This window comes from Pseudomonas sp. GW823-FHT06E10 (assembly GCF_058794995.1).
The window spans coordinates 102,566-118,670 of sequence record NZ_JBXAHJ010000007.1; the positions used below are offsets into that span (position 1 = coordinate 102,566).

18 protein-coding genes are annotated in these 16,105 nt (G+C 60.1%); 13 read left to right on the forward strand and 5 right to left on the reverse strand.

The features are described from left to right. Positions 1-92 precede the first annotated feature (92 nt). The 4 genes from AC1Q6Y_RS13580 (at position 93) to AC1Q6Y_RS13595 (ending at position 4,420) form a co-directional block, all read left to right on the forward strand. Positions 93-2,006: a sigma-54-dependent Fis family transcriptional regulator gene (locus AC1Q6Y_RS13580; RefSeq protein ID WP_150813910.1), complete on the forward strand. Its 1,914-nt coding sequence runs from the start codon at positions 93-95 to the stop codon at positions 2,004-2,006. Positions 2,007-2,164: 158 nt separating this feature from the next. Next, positions 2,165-3,514 (forward strand): UDP-N-acetylmuramate:L-alanyl-gamma-D-glutamyl-meso-diaminopimelate ligase, encoded by a 1,350-nt coding sequence (gene mpl, locus AC1Q6Y_RS13585; protein ID WP_492624686.1) that lies wholly within the window; start codon positions 2,165-2,167, stop codon positions 3,512-3,514. Further along, positions 3,511-4,143, forward strand: coding sequence for a flavin prenyltransferase UbiX (gene ubiX, locus AC1Q6Y_RS13590; protein WP_057713147.1), 633 nt, complete (start codon positions 3,511-3,513; stop codon positions 4,141-4,143). Before mpl ends, ubiX begins: the two co-directional genes overlap by 4 nt. Beyond that, on the forward strand, positions 4,136-4,420 hold the full coding sequence (locus AC1Q6Y_RS13595) for a YceK/YidQ family lipoprotein (protein ID WP_090451603.1): 285 nt from the start codon (positions 4,136-4,138) through the stop codon (positions 4,418-4,420). Before ubiX ends, AC1Q6Y_RS13595 begins: the two co-directional genes overlap by 8 nt. 170 nt (positions 4,421-4,590) lie before the next feature. On the opposite strand, the gene AC1Q6Y_RS13600 is transcribed toward AC1Q6Y_RS13595, so the two are convergent. The 3 genes from AC1Q6Y_RS13600 to AC1Q6Y_RS13610 form a co-directional block, all read right to left on the reverse strand. Further along, positions 4,591-5,232 (reverse strand): oxidoreductase, encoded by a 642-nt coding sequence (locus AC1Q6Y_RS13600; RefSeq protein WP_057713149.1) that lies wholly within the window; start codon positions 5,230-5,232, stop codon positions 4,591-4,593. 27 nt (positions 5,233-5,259) lie between these two features. After that, a complete protein-coding gene (locus AC1Q6Y_RS13605) occupies positions 5,260-6,978 on the reverse strand; it encodes a C13 family peptidase (protein ID WP_223500103.1) in 1,719 nt (572 codons plus the stop codon). A gap of 115 nt (positions 6,979-7,093) precedes the next feature. Further along, positions 7,094-7,549 (reverse strand): MaoC family dehydratase, encoded by a 456-nt coding sequence (locus AC1Q6Y_RS13610; protein ID WP_057713151.1) that lies wholly within the window; start codon positions 7,547-7,549, stop codon positions 7,094-7,096. A 193-nt stretch (positions 7,550-7,742) separates the two neighbouring features. Here AC1Q6Y_RS13610 and AC1Q6Y_RS13615 point away from each other — a divergent pair, with 193 nt between their 5' ends. The 5 genes from AC1Q6Y_RS13615 (at position 7,743) to AC1Q6Y_RS13635 (ending at position 10,638) form a co-directional block, all read left to right on the forward strand. Next, complete coding sequence (locus AC1Q6Y_RS13615) at positions 7,743-8,105, forward strand: CidA/LrgA family protein (RefSeq protein ID WP_057713152.1); 363 nt, start codon at positions 7,743-7,745, stop codon at positions 8,103-8,105. After that, on the forward strand, positions 8,102-8,818 hold the full coding sequence (locus AC1Q6Y_RS13620) for an LrgB family protein (protein ID WP_057713153.1): 717 nt from the start codon (positions 8,102-8,104) through the stop codon (positions 8,816-8,818). The genes AC1Q6Y_RS13615 and AC1Q6Y_RS13620 overlap by 4 nt, the downstream gene beginning before the upstream one ends. Before the next feature lie 10 nt (positions 8,819-8,828). Then, positions 8,829-9,419, forward strand: a complete 591-nt coding sequence (locus AC1Q6Y_RS13625; RefSeq protein WP_492624687.1) for an LON peptidase substrate-binding domain-containing protein — start codon at positions 8,829-8,831, stop codon at positions 9,417-9,419. Positions 9,420-9,623: 204 nt separating this feature from the next. Continuing rightward, positions 9,624-9,992: a hypothetical protein gene (locus AC1Q6Y_RS13630; RefSeq protein WP_057713154.1), complete on the forward strand. Its 369-nt coding sequence runs from the start codon at positions 9,624-9,626 to the stop codon at positions 9,990-9,992. Positions 9,993-10,476: 484 nt separating this feature from the next. Beyond that, positions 10,477-10,638 (forward strand): hypothetical protein, encoded by a 162-nt coding sequence (locus AC1Q6Y_RS13635; protein WP_157858919.1) that lies wholly within the window; start codon positions 10,477-10,479, stop codon positions 10,636-10,638. Between the two features lie 90 nt (positions 10,639-10,728). Here AC1Q6Y_RS13635 and AC1Q6Y_RS13640 read toward each other — a convergent pair whose 3' ends face one another. Then, positions 10,729-12,045, reverse strand: a complete 1,317-nt coding sequence (locus tag AC1Q6Y_RS13640; protein ID WP_057713155.1) for a bifunctional DedA family/phosphatase PAP2 family protein — start codon at positions 12,043-12,045, stop codon at positions 10,729-10,731. 159 nt (positions 12,046-12,204) lie between these two features. After that, on the reverse strand, positions 12,205-12,903 hold the full coding sequence (locus tag AC1Q6Y_RS13645; RefSeq protein ID WP_492624688.1) for a DNA-3-methyladenine glycosylase: 699 nt from the start codon (positions 12,901-12,903) through the stop codon (positions 12,205-12,207). Between the two features lie 189 nt (positions 12,904-13,092). Between AC1Q6Y_RS13645 and AC1Q6Y_RS13650 the strand changes: the two genes are divergently transcribed. From AC1Q6Y_RS13650 to rlmH, 4 genes are all read left to right on the forward strand, one after another. Further along, the gene (locus tag AC1Q6Y_RS13650; RefSeq protein WP_057713156.1) at positions 13,093-14,364 is read left to right on the forward strand and encodes a glutamate-5-semialdehyde dehydrogenase; all 1,272 of its coding nucleotides are present in this window, start codon (positions 13,093-13,095) and stop codon (positions 14,362-14,364) included. Position 14,365: 1 nt separating this feature from the next. After that, positions 14,366-15,055, forward strand: a complete 690-nt coding sequence (gene nadD, locus AC1Q6Y_RS13655) for a nicotinate-nucleotide adenylyltransferase (protein WP_007975898.1) — start codon at positions 14,366-14,368, stop codon at positions 15,053-15,055. Between the two features lie 73 nt (positions 15,056-15,128). After that, complete coding sequence (gene rsfS, locus AC1Q6Y_RS13660; protein ID WP_007975896.1) at positions 15,129-15,623, forward strand: ribosome silencing factor; 495 nt, start codon at positions 15,129-15,131, stop codon at positions 15,621-15,623. Between the two features lie 9 nt (positions 15,624-15,632). Further along, on the forward strand, positions 15,633-16,100 hold the full coding sequence (gene rlmH, locus AC1Q6Y_RS13665) for a 23S rRNA (pseudouridine(1915)-N(3))-methyltransferase RlmH (protein ID WP_008052376.1): 468 nt from the start codon (positions 15,633-15,635) through the stop codon (positions 16,098-16,100). The last annotated feature ends 5 nt before the right edge of the window (positions 16,101-16,105 follow it).

Genomic DNA, 16,105 nt, shown 5'->3' on the forward strand with positions numbered 1-16,105 from the left:
GGTCTTGCAGGCATTGCAATGCGGGCCGGGCTGGAGGATGCTCGGCATCACCTCATGCACGGGTCGCCGAGCCCCGGGGAGAATAATAAGAAATGCAAGACAACCATTTGAGTCGCCATGCCCAGCAAGTATTGACGGTGACCCAGGGCAAGACCCACCTGCACGGTCCGGGTAGCGATCCGTCCATCGCCCGTTCCTGGCTGCGCTGCCTTGAGGACTATCATCTCGATCCGGCCCTGAGCATCGCGCCGACGGTGCTGGAACATGGTCGTGTCCTGGAAAGCCGCGAGCGCTTGCAGCAAGTGCTGCACATCGCCGGCAATGAAATGACCAGCCTGCATCAACAGCTCTCCGGCGCCGGCCATGCAGTGCTGCTGACCGACGCCCGCGGCGTGATCCTCAACTGCGTCACCGCGCCCGCCGAACGACAGATCTTCGAGCGCGCCGGTCTTTGGCTCGGGGCCGACTGGAGCGAGGCCTGCGAAGGCACTAACGGTATCGGCACCTGTCTGGTGGAGCGTCAGTCGCTGACCATCCATCAGGACGAACACTTTCGCGGCCGCCACACCGGCCTGACCTGCTCGGCGAGCCCGGTCTTCGATCCCCATGGCGAATTGCTGGCGGTGCTCGACGTGTCGTCGGCGCGGCGCGATGTGTCGCGGCAAAGCCAGTTCCACACCATGGCACTGGTCAACCTGTCGGCGAAGATGATCGAGAGCTGCTACTTCCTGCGCTGCTTCGACAACCAATGGTTGTTGCGTTTTCACTTGCAAGCCGAGTCCGTCGGTCTGTTCAGCGAAGGGCTGCTGGCGTTCGACGGGGAAGGGCGCATTTGCGCGGTCAACCAGAGTGCGCTGAACCTGCTGGGACATATTCGCGGCGGCTTGCTGGGTAAGCCGGTGGAGGCGTTTTTCGATTGCTCGCTCGATGAGTTGCTCGGTCGCGCGAGCACCAATGCCGCCGCCAGTTGGCCGTTGCGCACCCGTGATGGTCGCAAGCTGTTTGCGGTATTGCGCGGTGAGGCACGGCGGCCGCTGCCAACTCCGTTGGTGCCAGCGGCCAAGGTCGCACAAGCACCGCGCCTGTCGGGCATTTGCCTGGATGACGCAACGTTGCAGGCGGACTTCCGCAAAGCCTTGCGCGTCTACGAGCGCGACGTACCGCTGCTGATCAACGGTGAAACCGGGTCCGGCAAGGAGGCCTTTGCCAAAGCGGTGCACCACGCCAGCCAGCGGGCGGAGAAAGCCTTTGTCGCCCTCAATTGCGCAGCCATTCCCGAAAGCCTGATCGAAAGCGAGTTGTTCGGATATCGCGGCGGCAGCTTTACCGGTGCACGCAAGGAGGGTATGCGCGGCAAGTTGCAACAGGCCGATGGCGGGACCTTGTTCCTCGATGAAATCGGTGACATGCCACTGGCCTTGCAGACGCGCTTGCTGAGGGTGCTCGAAGACCGACAAGTGGTGCCGATCGGCGGAGAGCCGGAATCGGTGAATGTGCGGATCATCAGTGCCACTCACCGTAAGTTGCTGGATCGTGTGCAGGACGGCAGCTTCCGTGAGGATTTGTATTACCGGCTCAACGGGCTGGAAGTCGCGTTGCCGGCCTTGCGTGATCGTAGCGACAAATCCCGGTTGCTCGACTTTTTGCTGGCCGAGGAGGCGGGCGGAGAAACCGTGTTGATCGACGGGCCGGCGCGGGAGGCCTTATTGGGGTTCGCTTGGCCGGGTAACGTGCGGCAGTTGCGAAATGTGCTGCGTACGTTGGCAGCACTGTGTGAGGACGGGCGGATCGGCCTGGAGGATTTGCCGGCGATGATTCGCCAGGCGCGGCCGGTAGTGTCGACGATTGAAGAAGCTTCGGAGCATCCGCTGGAAGATGCCGAGCGGCTAGCGCTACTCACGGCGCTGGAGCAGACGCGCTGGCATATGACGCACACAGCGGAGCAGCTGGGGGTCAGTCGCAATACCCTCTATCGGAAGCTGCGTAAACACGGTATCGCCCGGTAATCCGTGTCGCGGCCACTCGCGAGCAAGCCCGCTCCCACAGGGTACACGCGGTCCCTGTGGGTGAGGGCTTGCTCGCGAAGGCGCCCTCAACTCTGAAACATCAGGTGCGATTTTCCCCTCCCTAAGCTAACCTGCGGCCATGTTTTACGAGGTCGACTATGCACATTCATATTCTTGGTATCTGCGGCACTTTCATGGGGTCAATGGCGGTTCTGGCCAAAGAGCTGGGCCATCACGTGACGGGCTCCGATGCCAACGTCTATCCGCCGATGAGCACTCAGCTGGAAGCCCAGGGCATTGAATTGACCCAAGGCTACGACCCGGCGCAACTCGATCCGGCCCCTGATCTGGTGGTGATCGGCAACGCCATGTCCCGGGGCAACCCGGCTGTGGAGTACGTGCTGAACAAAGGCCTGCCCTACGTCTCCGGCCCACAATGGCTGGCCGATCACGTGCTGCAAGGTCGCTGGGTACTGGCGGTTGCCGGTACGCACGGCAAGACCACCACCAGCAGCATGTTGGCCTGGGTGCTGGAACACGCGGGCATGAGTCCGGGCTTCCTGATCGGTGGCGTGCCGCAGAATTTCTCGGTGTCGGCGCGCCTGGGTGGCACGCCGTTCTTCGTCATCGAAGCCGACGAATACGACAGCGCCTTTTTCGACAAGCGCTCCAAGTTCGTGCACTACCGCCCGCGCACGGCAATCCTGAACAATCTCGAATTCGATCACGCGGACATCTTCCCGGACCTGCCGGCCATCGAGCGGCAGTTCCATCACTTGGTGCGGACCATTCCGAGCGAAGGCCTGGTGATTCATCCGACCACCGAGCCGGCGCTGCAGCGTGTCATCGAGATGGGCTGCTGGACTCCGGTGCAGACCACGGGTGCCGACGGCCAGTGGCAGGTCAAGTTGCTCAGCGAAGATGGCTCGGCCTTCGAAGTGATGTTTGAAGGTGTTTCCCAAGGCGTGGTCGAGTGGGACATGACCGGTCAGCACAACGTCGCCAACGCACTGGCTACCCTGGCCGCGGCGCGCCACGTCGGCGTCGTGCCGTCCATGGGCATCGCCGCGTTGAGCGCCTTCAAAAGCGTGAAGCGCCGGATGGAAAAAGTCGCGGAAGTGGGTGGCGTCACCATTTATGACGACTTCGCTCACCACCCGACCGCCATTGCCACCACACTGGATGGCCTGCGCAAACGCATCGGCGATGCGCCGTTGATCGCGATCATCGAGCCGCGTTCCAACTCCATGAAGCTTGGCGCGCACCGCGACGGATTGCCGGAAAGCGTGGTCGATGCCGATCAGGTGATCTGGTACGCCCCGGCCAACCTCGGTTGGGACCTGGCGGCCACGGCGGCGCTGTGCACCGTGCCGTCGATTGTCAGCGACTCCCTGGAAGGCATCATCGAACGCGTGAAGAGTCAGGCGCAACCAGGCACTCACGTGGTGATCATGAGCAACGGCGGCTTCGGTGGCCTGCACGGCAAACTCGCCGAGGCGCTAAAATGAACAACGGCCCGGACCGCATCACCCTGGCGATGACCGGCGCTTCCGGTGCTCAGTACGGTTTGCGCCTGCTCGACTGCCTGGTGCGGGAAGATCGTGAAGTGCACTTCCTGATTTCCAAGGCGGCGCAATTGGTGATGGCCACCGAAACCGACGTCACGCTGCCGGCCAAGCCGCAGATGATGCAGGCGTTCCTCACCGAATACACGGGGGCTGCCGCCGGGCAGATTCGCGTGTATGGCAAGGAAGACTGGATGTCGCCGGTGGCTTCGGGCTCCGGTTCGCCGGCGGCGATGGTGGTGGTGCCGTGTTCCACCGGCACTCTGTCGGCTATTGCCACCGGTGCCTGCAACAACCTGATCGAGCGTGCCGCCGACGTGACGCTCAAAGAACGTCGGCAGTTGATCCTGGTGCCCCGTGAAGCGCCGTATTCGAGCATCCATCTGGAGAACATGCTCAAGTTGTCGAACATGGGCGTGACGATTCTGCCGGCCTCGCCGGGCTTCTATCATCAACCGCAAACCATCGATGACCTGATCGACTTTGTCGTGGCGCGGATCCTTAACGTGCTCAATATTCCTCAGGACATGTTGCCGCGCTGGGGCGAGCATCATCTGACCAGCGATGAATAAGCTACTGGTGATGGTGCTGGCGCTGCAATTGGCCGGGTGCGCCACGGCGCGCACCCTCGATGCGGCCAAGCCGGGGGCGCCGGTGGTGTACGCCGGGACTCGCCTGGATTTGTACGCAATGAACGGTGGGTGCTGTGCGATGGACCGGTTCGGCGCCGAAGCACCGAGCTATCCGGGTGTTGATCTGCCGGCCAGTGCGTTGCTCGACACGCTGCTGTTGCCGCTGTCGTTGCTGACGGTGATAGGGGTGAGTTTTCAGGCGACGGGTGGGTTGTAGGTATAGCGCTTTTGTGGCGAGGGGCTTGCCCCCCGTTGGGCTGCGAAGCAGCCCCAAAACCGGCCATCTCCATTTTTCTGATACATCGCAAGTTCCATATTTACGACTGCTACGCAGCCGAACGGGGCGGTGCGGCGTTCCGACAAGCCCCCTCGCCACAGGTTCGCGGTTTACTTGCCCAGCTTCCTCAGCTCATCCGACTCGACAATCCTGATCCCGTCCTGCTCTTCCAGTGCCAGGCGCCACATCGCGCGAGCCAGTTGGCAGGCTTCGATACCATGGTATTTACCAGGGATCAGCCGAGATAACGGGCCGGCGACTTTCTCGCCCAGTCGCGGCTCGGTGCGATCACCCAGCAACAGCGAAGGGCGGCAGATGGTCAGCTGCGGCCAGTCCTGCGCACGCAGTGCGTACTCCATCTCGCCTTTGACCCGGTTGTAGAGAATCGAGGATCTGCGATCGGCTCCCAGAGCACTGATCACGATCAGGTGCCGTGCGCCCATCTCCCGTGCGCGTTTGGCAAAGGCCACGACCATGTCCAGGTCCACCGCGCGGAACGCCTGTTCCGAGCCTGCCTGTTTGATGGTGGTGCCCAGGCAACAGTAGGCGATGTCGACACGGCCGTTCAACTGCGGCAGAAACTCTGCCGGGTCGCCGACGGGGTTTTCAAGGTGCGGGTGCTCGGCCAATGGCCTGCGTGAGGGGGCCAATACCCGTGTAATCGTCGGCTCGTTAAGCAGGCGATCAAGCAGATGTTCACCGGTCAGGCCGGTGGCTCCGGCAAGCAATACGTGCTGAGGCGTCAAGTACATAGTGTTTCTCCCTTGATACTATTCAGCTTAGTTGCTGTTTGCATCCTTGCTTTCGATGGACGCACTTTGCAGCGCTTTTCGTGCCTGCTGTTTGCGCAGGAGTTGCCAATGCGAGAGGACGGTTTTCGGTGCCCAGATCTGTGGTTCGGACGCTTCGAAACCGTCCGCCAGCTCACGTTCGGCGACAGTGGCCTTGGCCAGTTTGAAGGCTTGTTCCAGGTCATCGGTCTGGTTCAGGGCCTGGGCGAACAGGGCATCTCCGAAATAAGTGAAGTTGGCTTCCTCCGAGCAACCGAAGGACACTCGGTCGGCCCGCGAGGCCGTCATGATCAGGGTCCGTTCATCCTTGAGGGCGGGGATGAAACCGCCGGAGTAGCAGGACGAAATCACGATGATCTTGTCGCGATTTTTCAGGGGGGCGAGAACAGCGGCCAATTCGTCGGCTGGCAGATCGGCCAATTCCATGCGTGGCTGGTCAAGCACCAGTTCGTGTTCGCTGGTGCCGTGGCTGCTCAGGTAGATGAAAACCAGGTCTTCCGGACCGCTGCGTTCGGCCAGCGTCAGGGCAGCCCGGCGCAGGTTTTCCCGGGTAGCCATCGGGCGGTCGGCGAGGTGGTCACGATGGTTCACCAGGCGGATCTGGCCAAGGGTGCCAAAACGGGTGGTGAGCATGTTGGCGACGTAGTCGGATTCGCGCAGAAACACGCTTTGCTTGCCATCACCCCCCAAGGTCAACGAGTACAGCTCCACCGCCGGCGTCGAGTGTGGAACGTTGGCCAGCGCTGCGTCGAGCAGGCGGCCCTGGGCCAGCAGGCCGAGTTCCAGGGTGTCGGGCAATAATTTGCCCTCGGTGTCGCGTACGCGCTGGCCGTTGATCCAGGTGCCGCTGAGCACGGTGCCATCGGTCAACACCAATGTGCCGCGCCCTTGGTAACTGTCGTTGTCGAACTGGCCGGTGTAAAAGCTGCCGTCGGACAGGTTCAGGCGGCCCTGGCCGGAAAAACGCCAGTCATTGAACTGGCCGATGTAGTGGCTGCCGTCAGTGCCGATCAACTCACCCTTGCCGTTCAGCGAGCCTTCCTTGAACTGTCCCAGCCAGACATCGCCGTCGGCGTTTTCGTAGCGGCCCTTGCCGTGCAGTTGATTGTTCTTGAAGCTGCCGACATAGATGTCGCCATCGGCGCTGTTGAAAGTCCCGTTGCCTTCCAGCTGGCCGTCGACGAAGTGCCCGGTGAACTGATTGCCGTTGCCGTCGCCGCGCTGGCCTTCGCCATTGGGTTTGCCGTGGGCGAACTGGCCCTGATAGGAGCTGCCGTCTTCGAGTTCGAGGCGACCCAGGCCGGCGTATTGATCGGCCTTGAACTCTCCGCGATAGCTCATGCCGTTTTCTTTGAGGGTACCTTCGCCGTTGCGCCGGCCGGCCTTGAAGCCGCCGCTGTAGCTGCTGGCGTTGGTGGTCAATGCCCCCTGGCCGTCGAACAGTCCCTGATTGAACTGACCGCGATAGACTTCGCCATTGCTGCCATGCCATTCGCCCTGGCCTTGCCACTGGCCCTTGTCGAATTCGCCGGCGTACCAGCTGCCGTTCGGGTAGTCGATACGCCCCTTGCCTTGCAGCAAGCCATTGACCAGGTCACCGCGATAACGTCCGCCGTCCGGCAGGCGGGCGTCAGGAGGAAATGGCGATTCGCCGTCGCCGCAAGCGGTGAGCATCAAGGTCAAGGCAAGGAGTGCAAGTGGGCGCATAGCGGATTCCGGGCAATTAGGCGAGGGAGTATGCCGCAGCTATGTGTCCTTAATATAGGGTGAGGTACCGCGTGAGGGCGCGAAACAGCATGAGCTGCTTCGCATCCGGCAAGGTTTATACGAAGCACAGAGACAGGGGCTCGGCGATGTACGCCGGTTTGTCCGAACCTTCGATTTCCAGGGTGGTGGTGGCCTTGAGCAGCCATTGGCCGGGTTTCTTCTCGATGACTTCGGTCAGGTCGACTTTCAGGCGCACTTTCGAATTGACCTTGACCGGCTGGATGAAACGCACGCTGTCGAGTCCGTAGTTGACCACCATCTTCAAGCCTTCGGGCATGACGAGGATGTCTTCCATCAGTTTCGGGATCAGCGACAACGACAGGAAGCCGTGAGCGATGGTGCCGCCAAATGGCGTTTGCGCAGCCTTGACCGGGTCGACGTGGATGAACTGAAAATCCCCTGTGGCTTCGGCGAACAGGTTGATGCGGTCCTGATCGATAGTGAGCCATTCGGAACGTCCAAGTTCCTTGCCGACATAATCTTTGAGCTCCGCAACTGGAACATAGGGCATTGAGACTCTCCTTGGGTTCATCGGTTTTATAGTTTTGGCTTGCGGGGATCTGACCTCCCGGCTTACTACTTTAGATCAACATGGCCAAACGCAGCGGTCAACTGACAATGCTTTTGGCGAATGCCGGTCTATAGCGCGAGCATGCCTATAATGCCCGGCCAATGCGGGTGACGGATTTTGCGGGAGAACTTTGATGTTGTTACGGGGCCTGACGTGGCTGGTGCTGTTCCAATTGCTCGGCACTGCGCTCAATCATTTGTTCTTGCCGGTGCTGCCGGGGCCGATTGTGGGGTTGCTGCTGTTGCTGGTGTACCTCATCTGTCGCGGGCAGGTTGGCGAGCCGCTGAACCTGGCGGCCAGTAGCCTGTTGCGTTACCTGCCCCTGTTGCTGGTGCCGCCGGCTGTGGGCGTGATGGTCTACGCCGCTGACATCGCGGCGGATTTCTGGGCCATTGTCGGTGCGCTGGTATTGTCGCTGCTGCTTTCCATGGCCTTCGCCGGGGTGCTGATGCATCGTATGGTCAAGGGGCACGCTCACTCCGAGGACAGCCAATGATCTTCGACTGGCACGGCGCCTGGACGTCGGTGATTCATCATCCCCTGTTTGGTATCGGCATTACTCTTGGCGCCTATCAACTCGTCCTGGCGGCATTCGAGAAAACCCGCTGGATCTTTTTGCAGCCGGTGTTGGTCTCCATGTTGTTGGTGATCGGCGTGCTGGTGGGCTGCGGCCTGACCTATGCCGAGTACCGCAAGAGCACCGAGATTCTCAGCATCCTGCTAGGCCCGGCCACTGTCGCACTGGCGGTGCCGCTTTATCTCAACCTGCGACGGATTCGGCAGTTGTTCTGGCCGATATTTACTACGCTGGTGATAGGCGGGGTGGTGGCCACGGGGATGGGCGTGTTGCTGGGCTGGTCGTTCGGTGCCGAGCACATGATCCTGATGACCATGGCGCCGAAATCGGTGACTTCGCCTATCGCTATGTTGGTGGCCGAGCAGATCGGTGGTGTCGCGGCGCTGGCAGCGGTGTTCGTCTTGATTACGGGTGTGATCGGCGCGATTTTCGGCCCGGCGTTGTTGACCCGGCTGGGCGTGCATAGCCCGGAAGCCAGGGGTATGGCACTGGGCATGACGGCCCACGCGGTCGGCACGGCAGTGGCGATGCAGGAAAGTGAAGAGTGCGGCGCCTTCGCGGCGCTGGCGATGAGCCTGATGGGTGTGGCCACGGCGGTGCTCCTGCCGTTGGCGGTGTCGATGGTGGTGTAAGGAAATGTCTATGAGTCTGCCGCTTTTTCCGCTCAATACAGTGCTGTTTCCAGGCTGCATCCTCGACTTGCAGATCTTCGAGGCGCGCTATCTGGACATGATCGGCCGCTGCATGAAGCAGGGCGGCGGGTTCGGCGTGGTGTGCATCCTCGAGGGTGAGGAAGTCGGGATCGCCCCGGCGGGTTACGCCTTGGTCGGGTGTGAGGCGCTGATCACCGATTTCAAGCAACAGGACAACGGCCTGCTGGGGATTCGGGTTCAGGGCGGACGGCGTTTCCATGTATTACGAACGGAAGTCCAGCGCGATCAGTTGATCGTCGCCGAGGTCGAGTGGCTGGAAGACGAGCCCGAGCAGCCCTTGCAGGACGAAGATGCCGACCTGGTTGCGTTGCTCAAGGCCTTGGCTGAGCACCCGATGGTCGAAGCGTTGAACATGGGCACTGAGGCGACCGGGCAACAATCACTGGCCAATCAATTGGCGTACCTGTTGCCTTTCGCGGAACTGGACAAGATCGACCTGCTGCAACTTGATGATCCGCAGCAACGACTGGATGCGATTCAGGCGTTGCTGGATGAGTTGCAGGGGGAGTTGTTTGCCTGAGTGATTTTGGCGAACTTCCGATGGCTTGGCTGTATGTTATTTTTAATGGCATTGTTTTTGAGGTTTATTTTAGGTTCAGCCGGCTGAGTCTGTATTTATTTCTAATAACTAAAGGTGATGGTTTGTATTGAGTGTTCACGCGGTGGTGATTATATTTGCTGCGCCTGCATGAGGCGGGCGTTACATATATAAGGAGCTGTTATTGTGAAGAATTTTACTGGTGCCGAGCGTGCTTTGTGGGAGTTGTGCTTTTCTCGAATTATGGTCAACTATGTTTCTGCGCAATCACCGCAGGGCGAAGTTCAGTTTGCCGCGGACTCTGCAGCCAATGCGGCCAATGCGTTGATCCTGGTGCGTCGTTCGGGCCTGAATGGTGATCGTGATAATTATGAGCAGCGGCTTTGGGATAGTTATGTAGGGGACGCTATGATCAAGTTTTCGACAGAGGTTCGTTGGAAACTTGAAGACTATGTTGTCATTGCCGGCCGCGTTGCCAAAAATGCCGATTCAGCCGTTGCGAAGTATCGCGGCACGGAAGGTTCGGAACTGCCAAGCTTTCCATTCGGAAGCTAAGTCGTAATATGGTTTTTTGGTAGTTGATGGTAAAGCGATTCCTTGAATGACGTTTTGTGGGCTGATGTTCCATTTGCGCCAAGGGACGAACGCAGGCTTCAAGAACTCCATAACACCCTGTGGGAGCGAGCTTGCCCGCGAAGAGGCTCTTTCAGTCGATACTGATATCGCCTGACTCTCCGCCTTCGCGGGCAGGCCCGCCCCACAGGATTCGATTTACTTCAGGTCCGACTCAGTCAGCTCAACACAAAGTAATCGCGATCTTCGAGCGGGCTAGTTCGACCTGCTGCAATTAGATGATCCGCAGCAGCGACTGAGTGCGATTCAGGCGTTACTGGATGAGTTGCAGGGGGAGCTGTTTACCTGAGCAGCATTTGGCAAACATTGCACTCGATTGCCAGCATTGCTGGGTACCGGTGTTTTGATTAGTTTGGGGTTGCCCGCATAAAGCGGGTCACTTCAAAATATCAAAAGGATTTCAATGATGACTATTTTCACCAATGAGTGGGCGGCATGGGAAGCGGCCGCTGTAGGTTACCTGCTCAAACATGCAAGTTTTGGTCAGCCCTTCGAGGATACTGCAATTGCAGCAAGCCGGCTCGCTGATGCACTGATTCTGGAAATGCGTAAACGTCAACGTGCCTGATTGCAATTAGCTGAACGCATTCAAAAAGAACCCCGTCATATTGGTCGGGGTTCTTTTTTTATGAGAGACCGAGATAAAACTGCACTCTTTTTAGTAGGCATACCGCAACATCGTATGGGGCAAGTGCCGCAATACGAAGAAGCCGAACAGGGCCACTAACGCCGGTAGCAGCAGCCACCAGACCTTGGGCGGCATTGCGTTCAGTGGTGCCTGACGTTGATTCAGCCAGAGGCTGGCTGCGCAGACACAGGCCGCCAGCATTGCACCCGCCAATACATCCGTCGGCCAATGCGCGCCGAGGTAAACCCTGGAGAGGGCAATCGCCAAGGCTGGAATGCAACCCAGTAGTAACCAGGTCAATCGCATCCGTGGCGGTTGTCCACGCCCGGCAAGTACGGCGAGGGTTAGAAACAGCGCGAAAGAACCCGAGGCGTGACCGCTTGGCATGCTGTAACTGGTCAGTGGATCGCTCAGGACTTCCGGACGTACGCGAGCGAAGAAGTGTTTGGTCGCGGTGTTGGCCAGTGCCGTGCAGAGCAGGGTGCTGCAGGCGAAGATCGCTTGCGGCCATTGCCTGGCGATTACCAGTAGCGCTACGAGCAAAGCACTGAACACCAGCATGTTGCGGAATTCGCCGATCAGTGTGAAGACTACGGCTACTTCATCGAGCATCGGATTGCGATGCTCTTGCACCAGTGTCATCACGCCCTGATCGAGCGCGCTCAGATGCGAATAGCCGATAAACAACCCTGCCAGAATCAGAAAACTCATGCCGGTGATGAACATCGTGGCATTGCGATGCCGGCGCAGGCTACTGGTTGCGCTCAAGCCGACCATCACAGCAATGCTGCCGACAACAACTCCGGCCTGGAGCCAGAAGCCTTCGGGCAATGGCAAGCGGATTGCCGCGCCCGTGGCCCAGCCAGGCATCAGATAAGCCAACGACCAACCCGCGCCAGCCAACAGGCTGACAGCGAAGAAGCGCGGGAAAGGCATGTCGCACATTCCGGCCACCATCGGCAGCATTGGCCGCAAGGGGCCGATAAAGCGCCCAACCAGCAGGCTGGCGATGCCGTAGCGCTGGAAGTATGACTCGGCTCCGGCGATCCATTCCGGATGATGGCGCAAGCCCGGCAGGCGCCGGATGTTCTGATGGAAGTGCCGTCCCAGAAAATACGAAATGACGTCACCCAGCACCCCGGCGACGAAACCCAGCAAGAGCGTCTCACTGAGCGTCAGTGCGCCACTGCCTGCCAGTACCGCCACGGCGAACAGCAGCACCGTGCCGGGAACGATCAGCCCGGCAATCGCCAGGCATTCCACAAAGGCCACGATGAATACCGCTGCCGCCAGCCATTGCGGGTTGGCCGCCAACCATCCGGTCACGCTATCGAGCCATGGGCCCATAAAAACCACTCCATCAAATGTTCAATTTTCTACTTTGTAGGCGCGAGCCTGCTCGCGATAGCGCACTTTGAGTCAACGGTGATGTTGATTGTGCTGACCTCATCGCGAGCAGGCTCGCTCCTACAGAAGATTCCTTCAGTTTCAAAATCCGGATCGGTCTCAGGACAGTACAAAATAATCGCGACCTTCGACCTGTCCCCGTCGTAGCGGGTTGCGCGTGCAATAAGCCGCGTAGGCCGCATCGACGAAGCGGTACATCAGGTGTTCATCGCGCCCGTGGGGAATGCCCAGACGCGTGGTCTGGATGACGTGGGCAGGCGTCTGCCCGACGTGTTCTACCAGCAGCACTTCATGGTCGAAGCGTTTGGCGTCCCATACCGGCACTTTCAGGCCCAACGACTTGCAGAGCAGGGTTTGCCCGGCACAGAGTTTTTGTGACGGGCGAGGGTGGCCCTGGGAATCGGGATTGTTCAGTAGCATCTGCGCCAGGCTGGCCGGCCCGCTCAATTGATCGACCCACGGGTAGGCGGATTTGATCAGTACCGCGTTTCCCGGCCCTTGAGCACTGAAGTTCAGTGAGTCGCCGCCCCGAGCGTAATACATATAGATGTGGCCGCCATCCAGAAACAAAGCCTTACGCTTTTCTGTGTAGCCGAGGGATGCGTGGCTGCCCTTTTCCGCGCAGTAGTAGGCCTCTGTCTCGATAATTCGGGCGCTGAGCCACAGGTCGCCCACTCGATGGCGAATGACTTTGCCCAGTAAATCCCGGGCCAGAATTTGCGCGTCACGGTCGAAAAACGCGTCCGGGAGACCCGTGGGCAGGCTCGCGGCGGACGCTCGAACAGTCAGATTGGACATGATGACCGGCATTTGTCAGGGCTGAATGAGTCGTGATGATAACAATTTGCAGCTTAATCCCGGCTGAACATCGGCAATTTGCCCTCCATTTCGACCATCCGCCCGTCACCGCTGTTAGTCGGTGGGCGCGACAGCTATAATCTGTCGCTTTACTCTTTACCAAGACCTAATCAAAGACCACGCCAGACCATGACTGAGTCCGTTCTTGACTACATGACCCGCCTGGGTCGCGCTGCCCGCGAAGCTTCCCGCGTGATCGGCCGTGCCAGTACCGCGCAGAAAAACCGCGCCCTGCAGGCCGCCGCCAACGCGCTGGACGCTGCCCGCGCCGAGCTGACGGCGGCCAATGAACAGGATTTGGCTGCCGGTCGCGCCAATGGTCTTGAGCCGGCCCTGCTTGAGCGCCTGGCACTGACCCCGGCGCGTATCGACGGCATGATCGTCGGCCTGCGTCAGGTGGCAGCCCTGCCGGACCCGGTCGGCGCTATCCGTGACATGAGCTTCCGTCCGTCCGGTATTCAGGTCGGCAAGATGCGCGTGCCACTGGGCGTGATCGGAATCATCTACGAGTCGCGACCGAACGTGACCATCGATGCGGCCAGTCTGTGCCTGAAGTCCGGTAACGCGACCATCTTGCGTGGCGGTTCCGAGGCCATTCATTCCAATCGTGCCATCGCCGCCTGCATTCAGCGTGGCCTGGCCGAGGCCGATCTGCCGGCCGCGGTGGTGCAAGTGGTCGAAACCACCGATCGCGCTGCCGTCGGCGCGCTGATCACCATGCCTGAATACGTTGATGTCATCGTGCCGCGCGGCGGTCGTGGCCTGATCGAGCGCGTCAGCCGTGATGCCCGTGTCCCGGTGATCAAGCACCTGGACGGCATCTGCCACGTTTACGTGAGTGAACACGCCGATCTGGCCAAGGCGCAGCGCATCGCGTTCAATGCCAAGACTTACCGTTATGGCATCTGCGGTGCCATGGAAACGCTGCTGGTGGACCACACCGTTGCCAAGGATTTCCTGCCGGCGATGGCGGCACAGTTCCGCGAAAAAGGCGTCGAACTGCGCGGCTGCGAGCGTACCCGGGCAATCATCGATGCCGTGGCCGCTACCGAAGAAGACTGGAGCACCGAGTACCTGGCGGCAATTTTGTCGATCCGCGTGGTCGACGGACTGGGACAGGCCATCGAGCACATCAATCATTACGGCTCCCATCACACCGATTCGATTGTCAGCGAACATCAGGGCGACACCCGGCGTTTCGTGGCTGAAGTCGACTCCTCGTCGGTGATGATCAATACCCCGACATGCTTCGCCGATGGCTTCGAATACGGATTGGGTGCCGAGATCGGCATTTCTACTGATAAGCTGCACGCCCGCGGCCCGGTGGGCCTCGAGGGACTGACCTGCGAGAAGTACATCGTGGTCGGCGACGGGCAGTTGCGCGGACAGGAGCCGGTCTGACTTGGGCGACTTCGACCCGTCAGCCCCGGTCACCGTCAGCGAGCCAGCCCCTCGCCGCATTGGCGTGCTGGGCGGAACGTTCGACCCGGTGCACATCGGCCATTTGCGCGGTGCGCTGGAAGTCGCCGAAACACTTGCGCTCGATGAGTTGCGCCTGACACCCAGTGCCAGGCCGCCCCATCGGGACAAGCCGCAGGTGTCGGCAAAAGACCGTCTGGCGATGGTCGAGTGCGCGGTGGCCGGTGTGGCGCCGTTGGTGGTGGACGCCCGCGAATTGCAGCGGGACAAACCGTCCTACACCATTGATACCCTGGAACTGATGCGCGCCGAACTGGCCGTATCCGACCAGGTTTTTCTGCTTTTGGGCTGGGACGCTTTTTGCGGCCTGCCCACTTGGCACCGCTGGGAAGAGTTGCTCCAGCATTGCCATATCCTGGTGTTGCAACGCCCGGATGCCGACAGCGAACCGCCGGATGCCTTGCGCAACTTGCTGGCAGCGCGCTCGGTGAGCGACCCGCTGGCCCTCAAAGGGCCGAGCGGACAGATTGCATTCGTCTGGCAGACACCGCTCGCGGTATCCGCCACCCAGATCCGTCAACTGCTGGCCAGCGGTAAGTCGGTACGTTTCCTGGTGCCCGACGCGGTCCTGGCCTACATCGATGCGCACGGACTCTACCGTGCGTCGAACTGAATGGGAGTGCCTCAAGGCACGTGGCAACAACGTGTATTGAAGCGCCCGAACAAACGAGCAAAACGAGTTTTATATGACGAGCAACAACGAAAGCAAAGTAAAACGCAAAGGCACATTCAAGAGTGCCCCGCTGCCGGAAAAGGTCCTCGCCGCCGAGCCGCCTAAAGGCGACGAGCTGGTCAAGATCGCCGTAGCCGCCCTTGAAGACGTCAAGGCCCAGGACGTGCTGGTGATTGATGTTCGCGACAAGCAGAGCATCACTGACTACATGATCATCGCCACCGGTACCTCCAACCGCCAGATCGGCGCGATGCTGGACAAGGTTCGCGAGGCCGTCAAAGCCCTGGGTATCAAGCCGCTGGGTGAAGAAGGCAAGGGCGACAGCGACTGGGTGCTGTTGGACATGGACGACGTGATCGTTCACATGATGACCTCCAACGCCCGTCAGTTCTACGACCTGGAGCGCCTGTGGAAAGGTGCCGAGCAGAGCCGTGCGGCCGATGGCAAGCACCACAGCCCTGAAGTTGGTCACGAGCACTTCAACAAGCTCAACAAAGACCAGGAATAAGGGACCGCTGTGCGACTGCGACTGATCGCCGTCGGTTCACGCATGCCCAAGTGGGTGGAAGAAGGCTGGCATGAATATGCCAAGCGTCTTCCGTCCGAGCTGGCGCTGGAACTGGTGGAAATTCCGCTCAATACCCGTGGCAAGAACGCCGACGTGGCCCGTTTCATCCGTCAGGAAGGCGAAGCCATGCTGGCCAAGGTCGGGCCGAACGAGCGGATTGTCACTCTCGAAGTCCATGGCAAGCCCTGGAGTACCGAGCAACTGGCGGTCGAGCTCGATCGCTGGCGGCTGGACTCGCGCACTGTCAACTTCATGGTCGGTGGCCCCGAAGGGCTGGCGCCGGAAGTCTGTGCCCGGGCCGACCAGCGCTGGTCGTTGTCGCCGCTGACCTTGCCGCACCCGCTGGTGCGGATCCTGATCGGCGAACAGATGTACCGTGCCTGGACCGTGTTGTCCGGTCACCCTTACCACAAGTAGTTCTG

Excerpts from the sequence above, each read along its gene's own strand:
- AC1Q6Y_RS13615 (WP_057713152.1), top strand. The coding sequence starts at position 7,743 with ATGTTGTTACGGGGCCTGACGTGGCTGGTGCTGTTCCAATTGCTCGGC.
- AC1Q6Y_RS13650 (WP_057713156.1), top strand. The coding sequence starts at position 13,093 with ATGACTGAGTCCGTTCTTGACTACATGACCCGCCTGGGTCGCGCTGCC.
- AC1Q6Y_RS13635 (WP_157858919.1), top strand. The coding sequence starts at position 10,477 with ATGACTATTTTCACCAATGAGTGGGCGGCATGGGAAGCGGCCGCTGTA.
- mpl (WP_492624686.1), top strand. The coding sequence starts at position 2,165 with ATGCACATTCATATTCTTGGTATCTGCGGCACTTTCATGGGGTCAATG.
- AC1Q6Y_RS13610 (WP_057713151.1), bottom strand. The coding sequence starts at position 7,549 with ATGCCCTATGTTCCAGTTGCGGAGCTCAAAGATTATGTCGGCAAGGAA.
- AC1Q6Y_RS13625 (WP_492624687.1), top strand. The coding sequence starts at position 8,829 with ATGAGTCTGCCGCTTTTTCCGCTCAATACAGTGCTGTTTCCAGGCTGC.
- ubiX (WP_057713147.1), top strand. The coding sequence starts at position 3,511 with ATGAACAACGGCCCGGACCGCATCACCCTGGCGATGACCGGCGCTTCC.
- rsfS (WP_007975896.1), top strand. The coding sequence starts at position 15,129 with ATGACGAGCAACAACGAAAGCAAAGTAAAACGCAAAGGCACATTCAAG.
- AC1Q6Y_RS13580 (WP_150813910.1), top strand. The coding sequence starts at position 93 with ATGCAAGACAACCATTTGAGTCGCCATGCCCAGCAAGTATTGACGGTG.
- AC1Q6Y_RS13645 (WP_492624688.1), bottom strand. The coding sequence starts at position 12,903 with ATGTCCAATCTGACTGTTCGAGCGTCCGCCGCGAGCCTGCCCACGGGT.
- AC1Q6Y_RS13605 (WP_223500103.1), bottom strand. The coding sequence starts at position 6,978 with ATGCGCCCACTTGCACTCCTTGCCTTGACCTTGATGCTCACCGCTTGC.
- AC1Q6Y_RS13640 (WP_057713155.1), bottom strand. The coding sequence starts at position 12,045 with ATGGGCCCATGGCTCGATAGCGTGACCGGATGGTTGGCGGCCAACCCG.
- AC1Q6Y_RS13620 (WP_057713153.1), top strand. The coding sequence starts at position 8,102 with ATGATCTTCGACTGGCACGGCGCCTGGACGTCGGTGATTCATCATCCC.
- AC1Q6Y_RS13600 (WP_057713149.1), bottom strand. The coding sequence starts at position 5,232 with ATGTACTTGACGCCTCAGCACGTATTGCTTGCCGGAGCCACCGGCCTG.
- AC1Q6Y_RS13595 (WP_090451603.1), top strand. The coding sequence starts at position 4,136 with ATGAATAAGCTACTGGTGATGGTGCTGGCGCTGCAATTGGCCGGGTGC.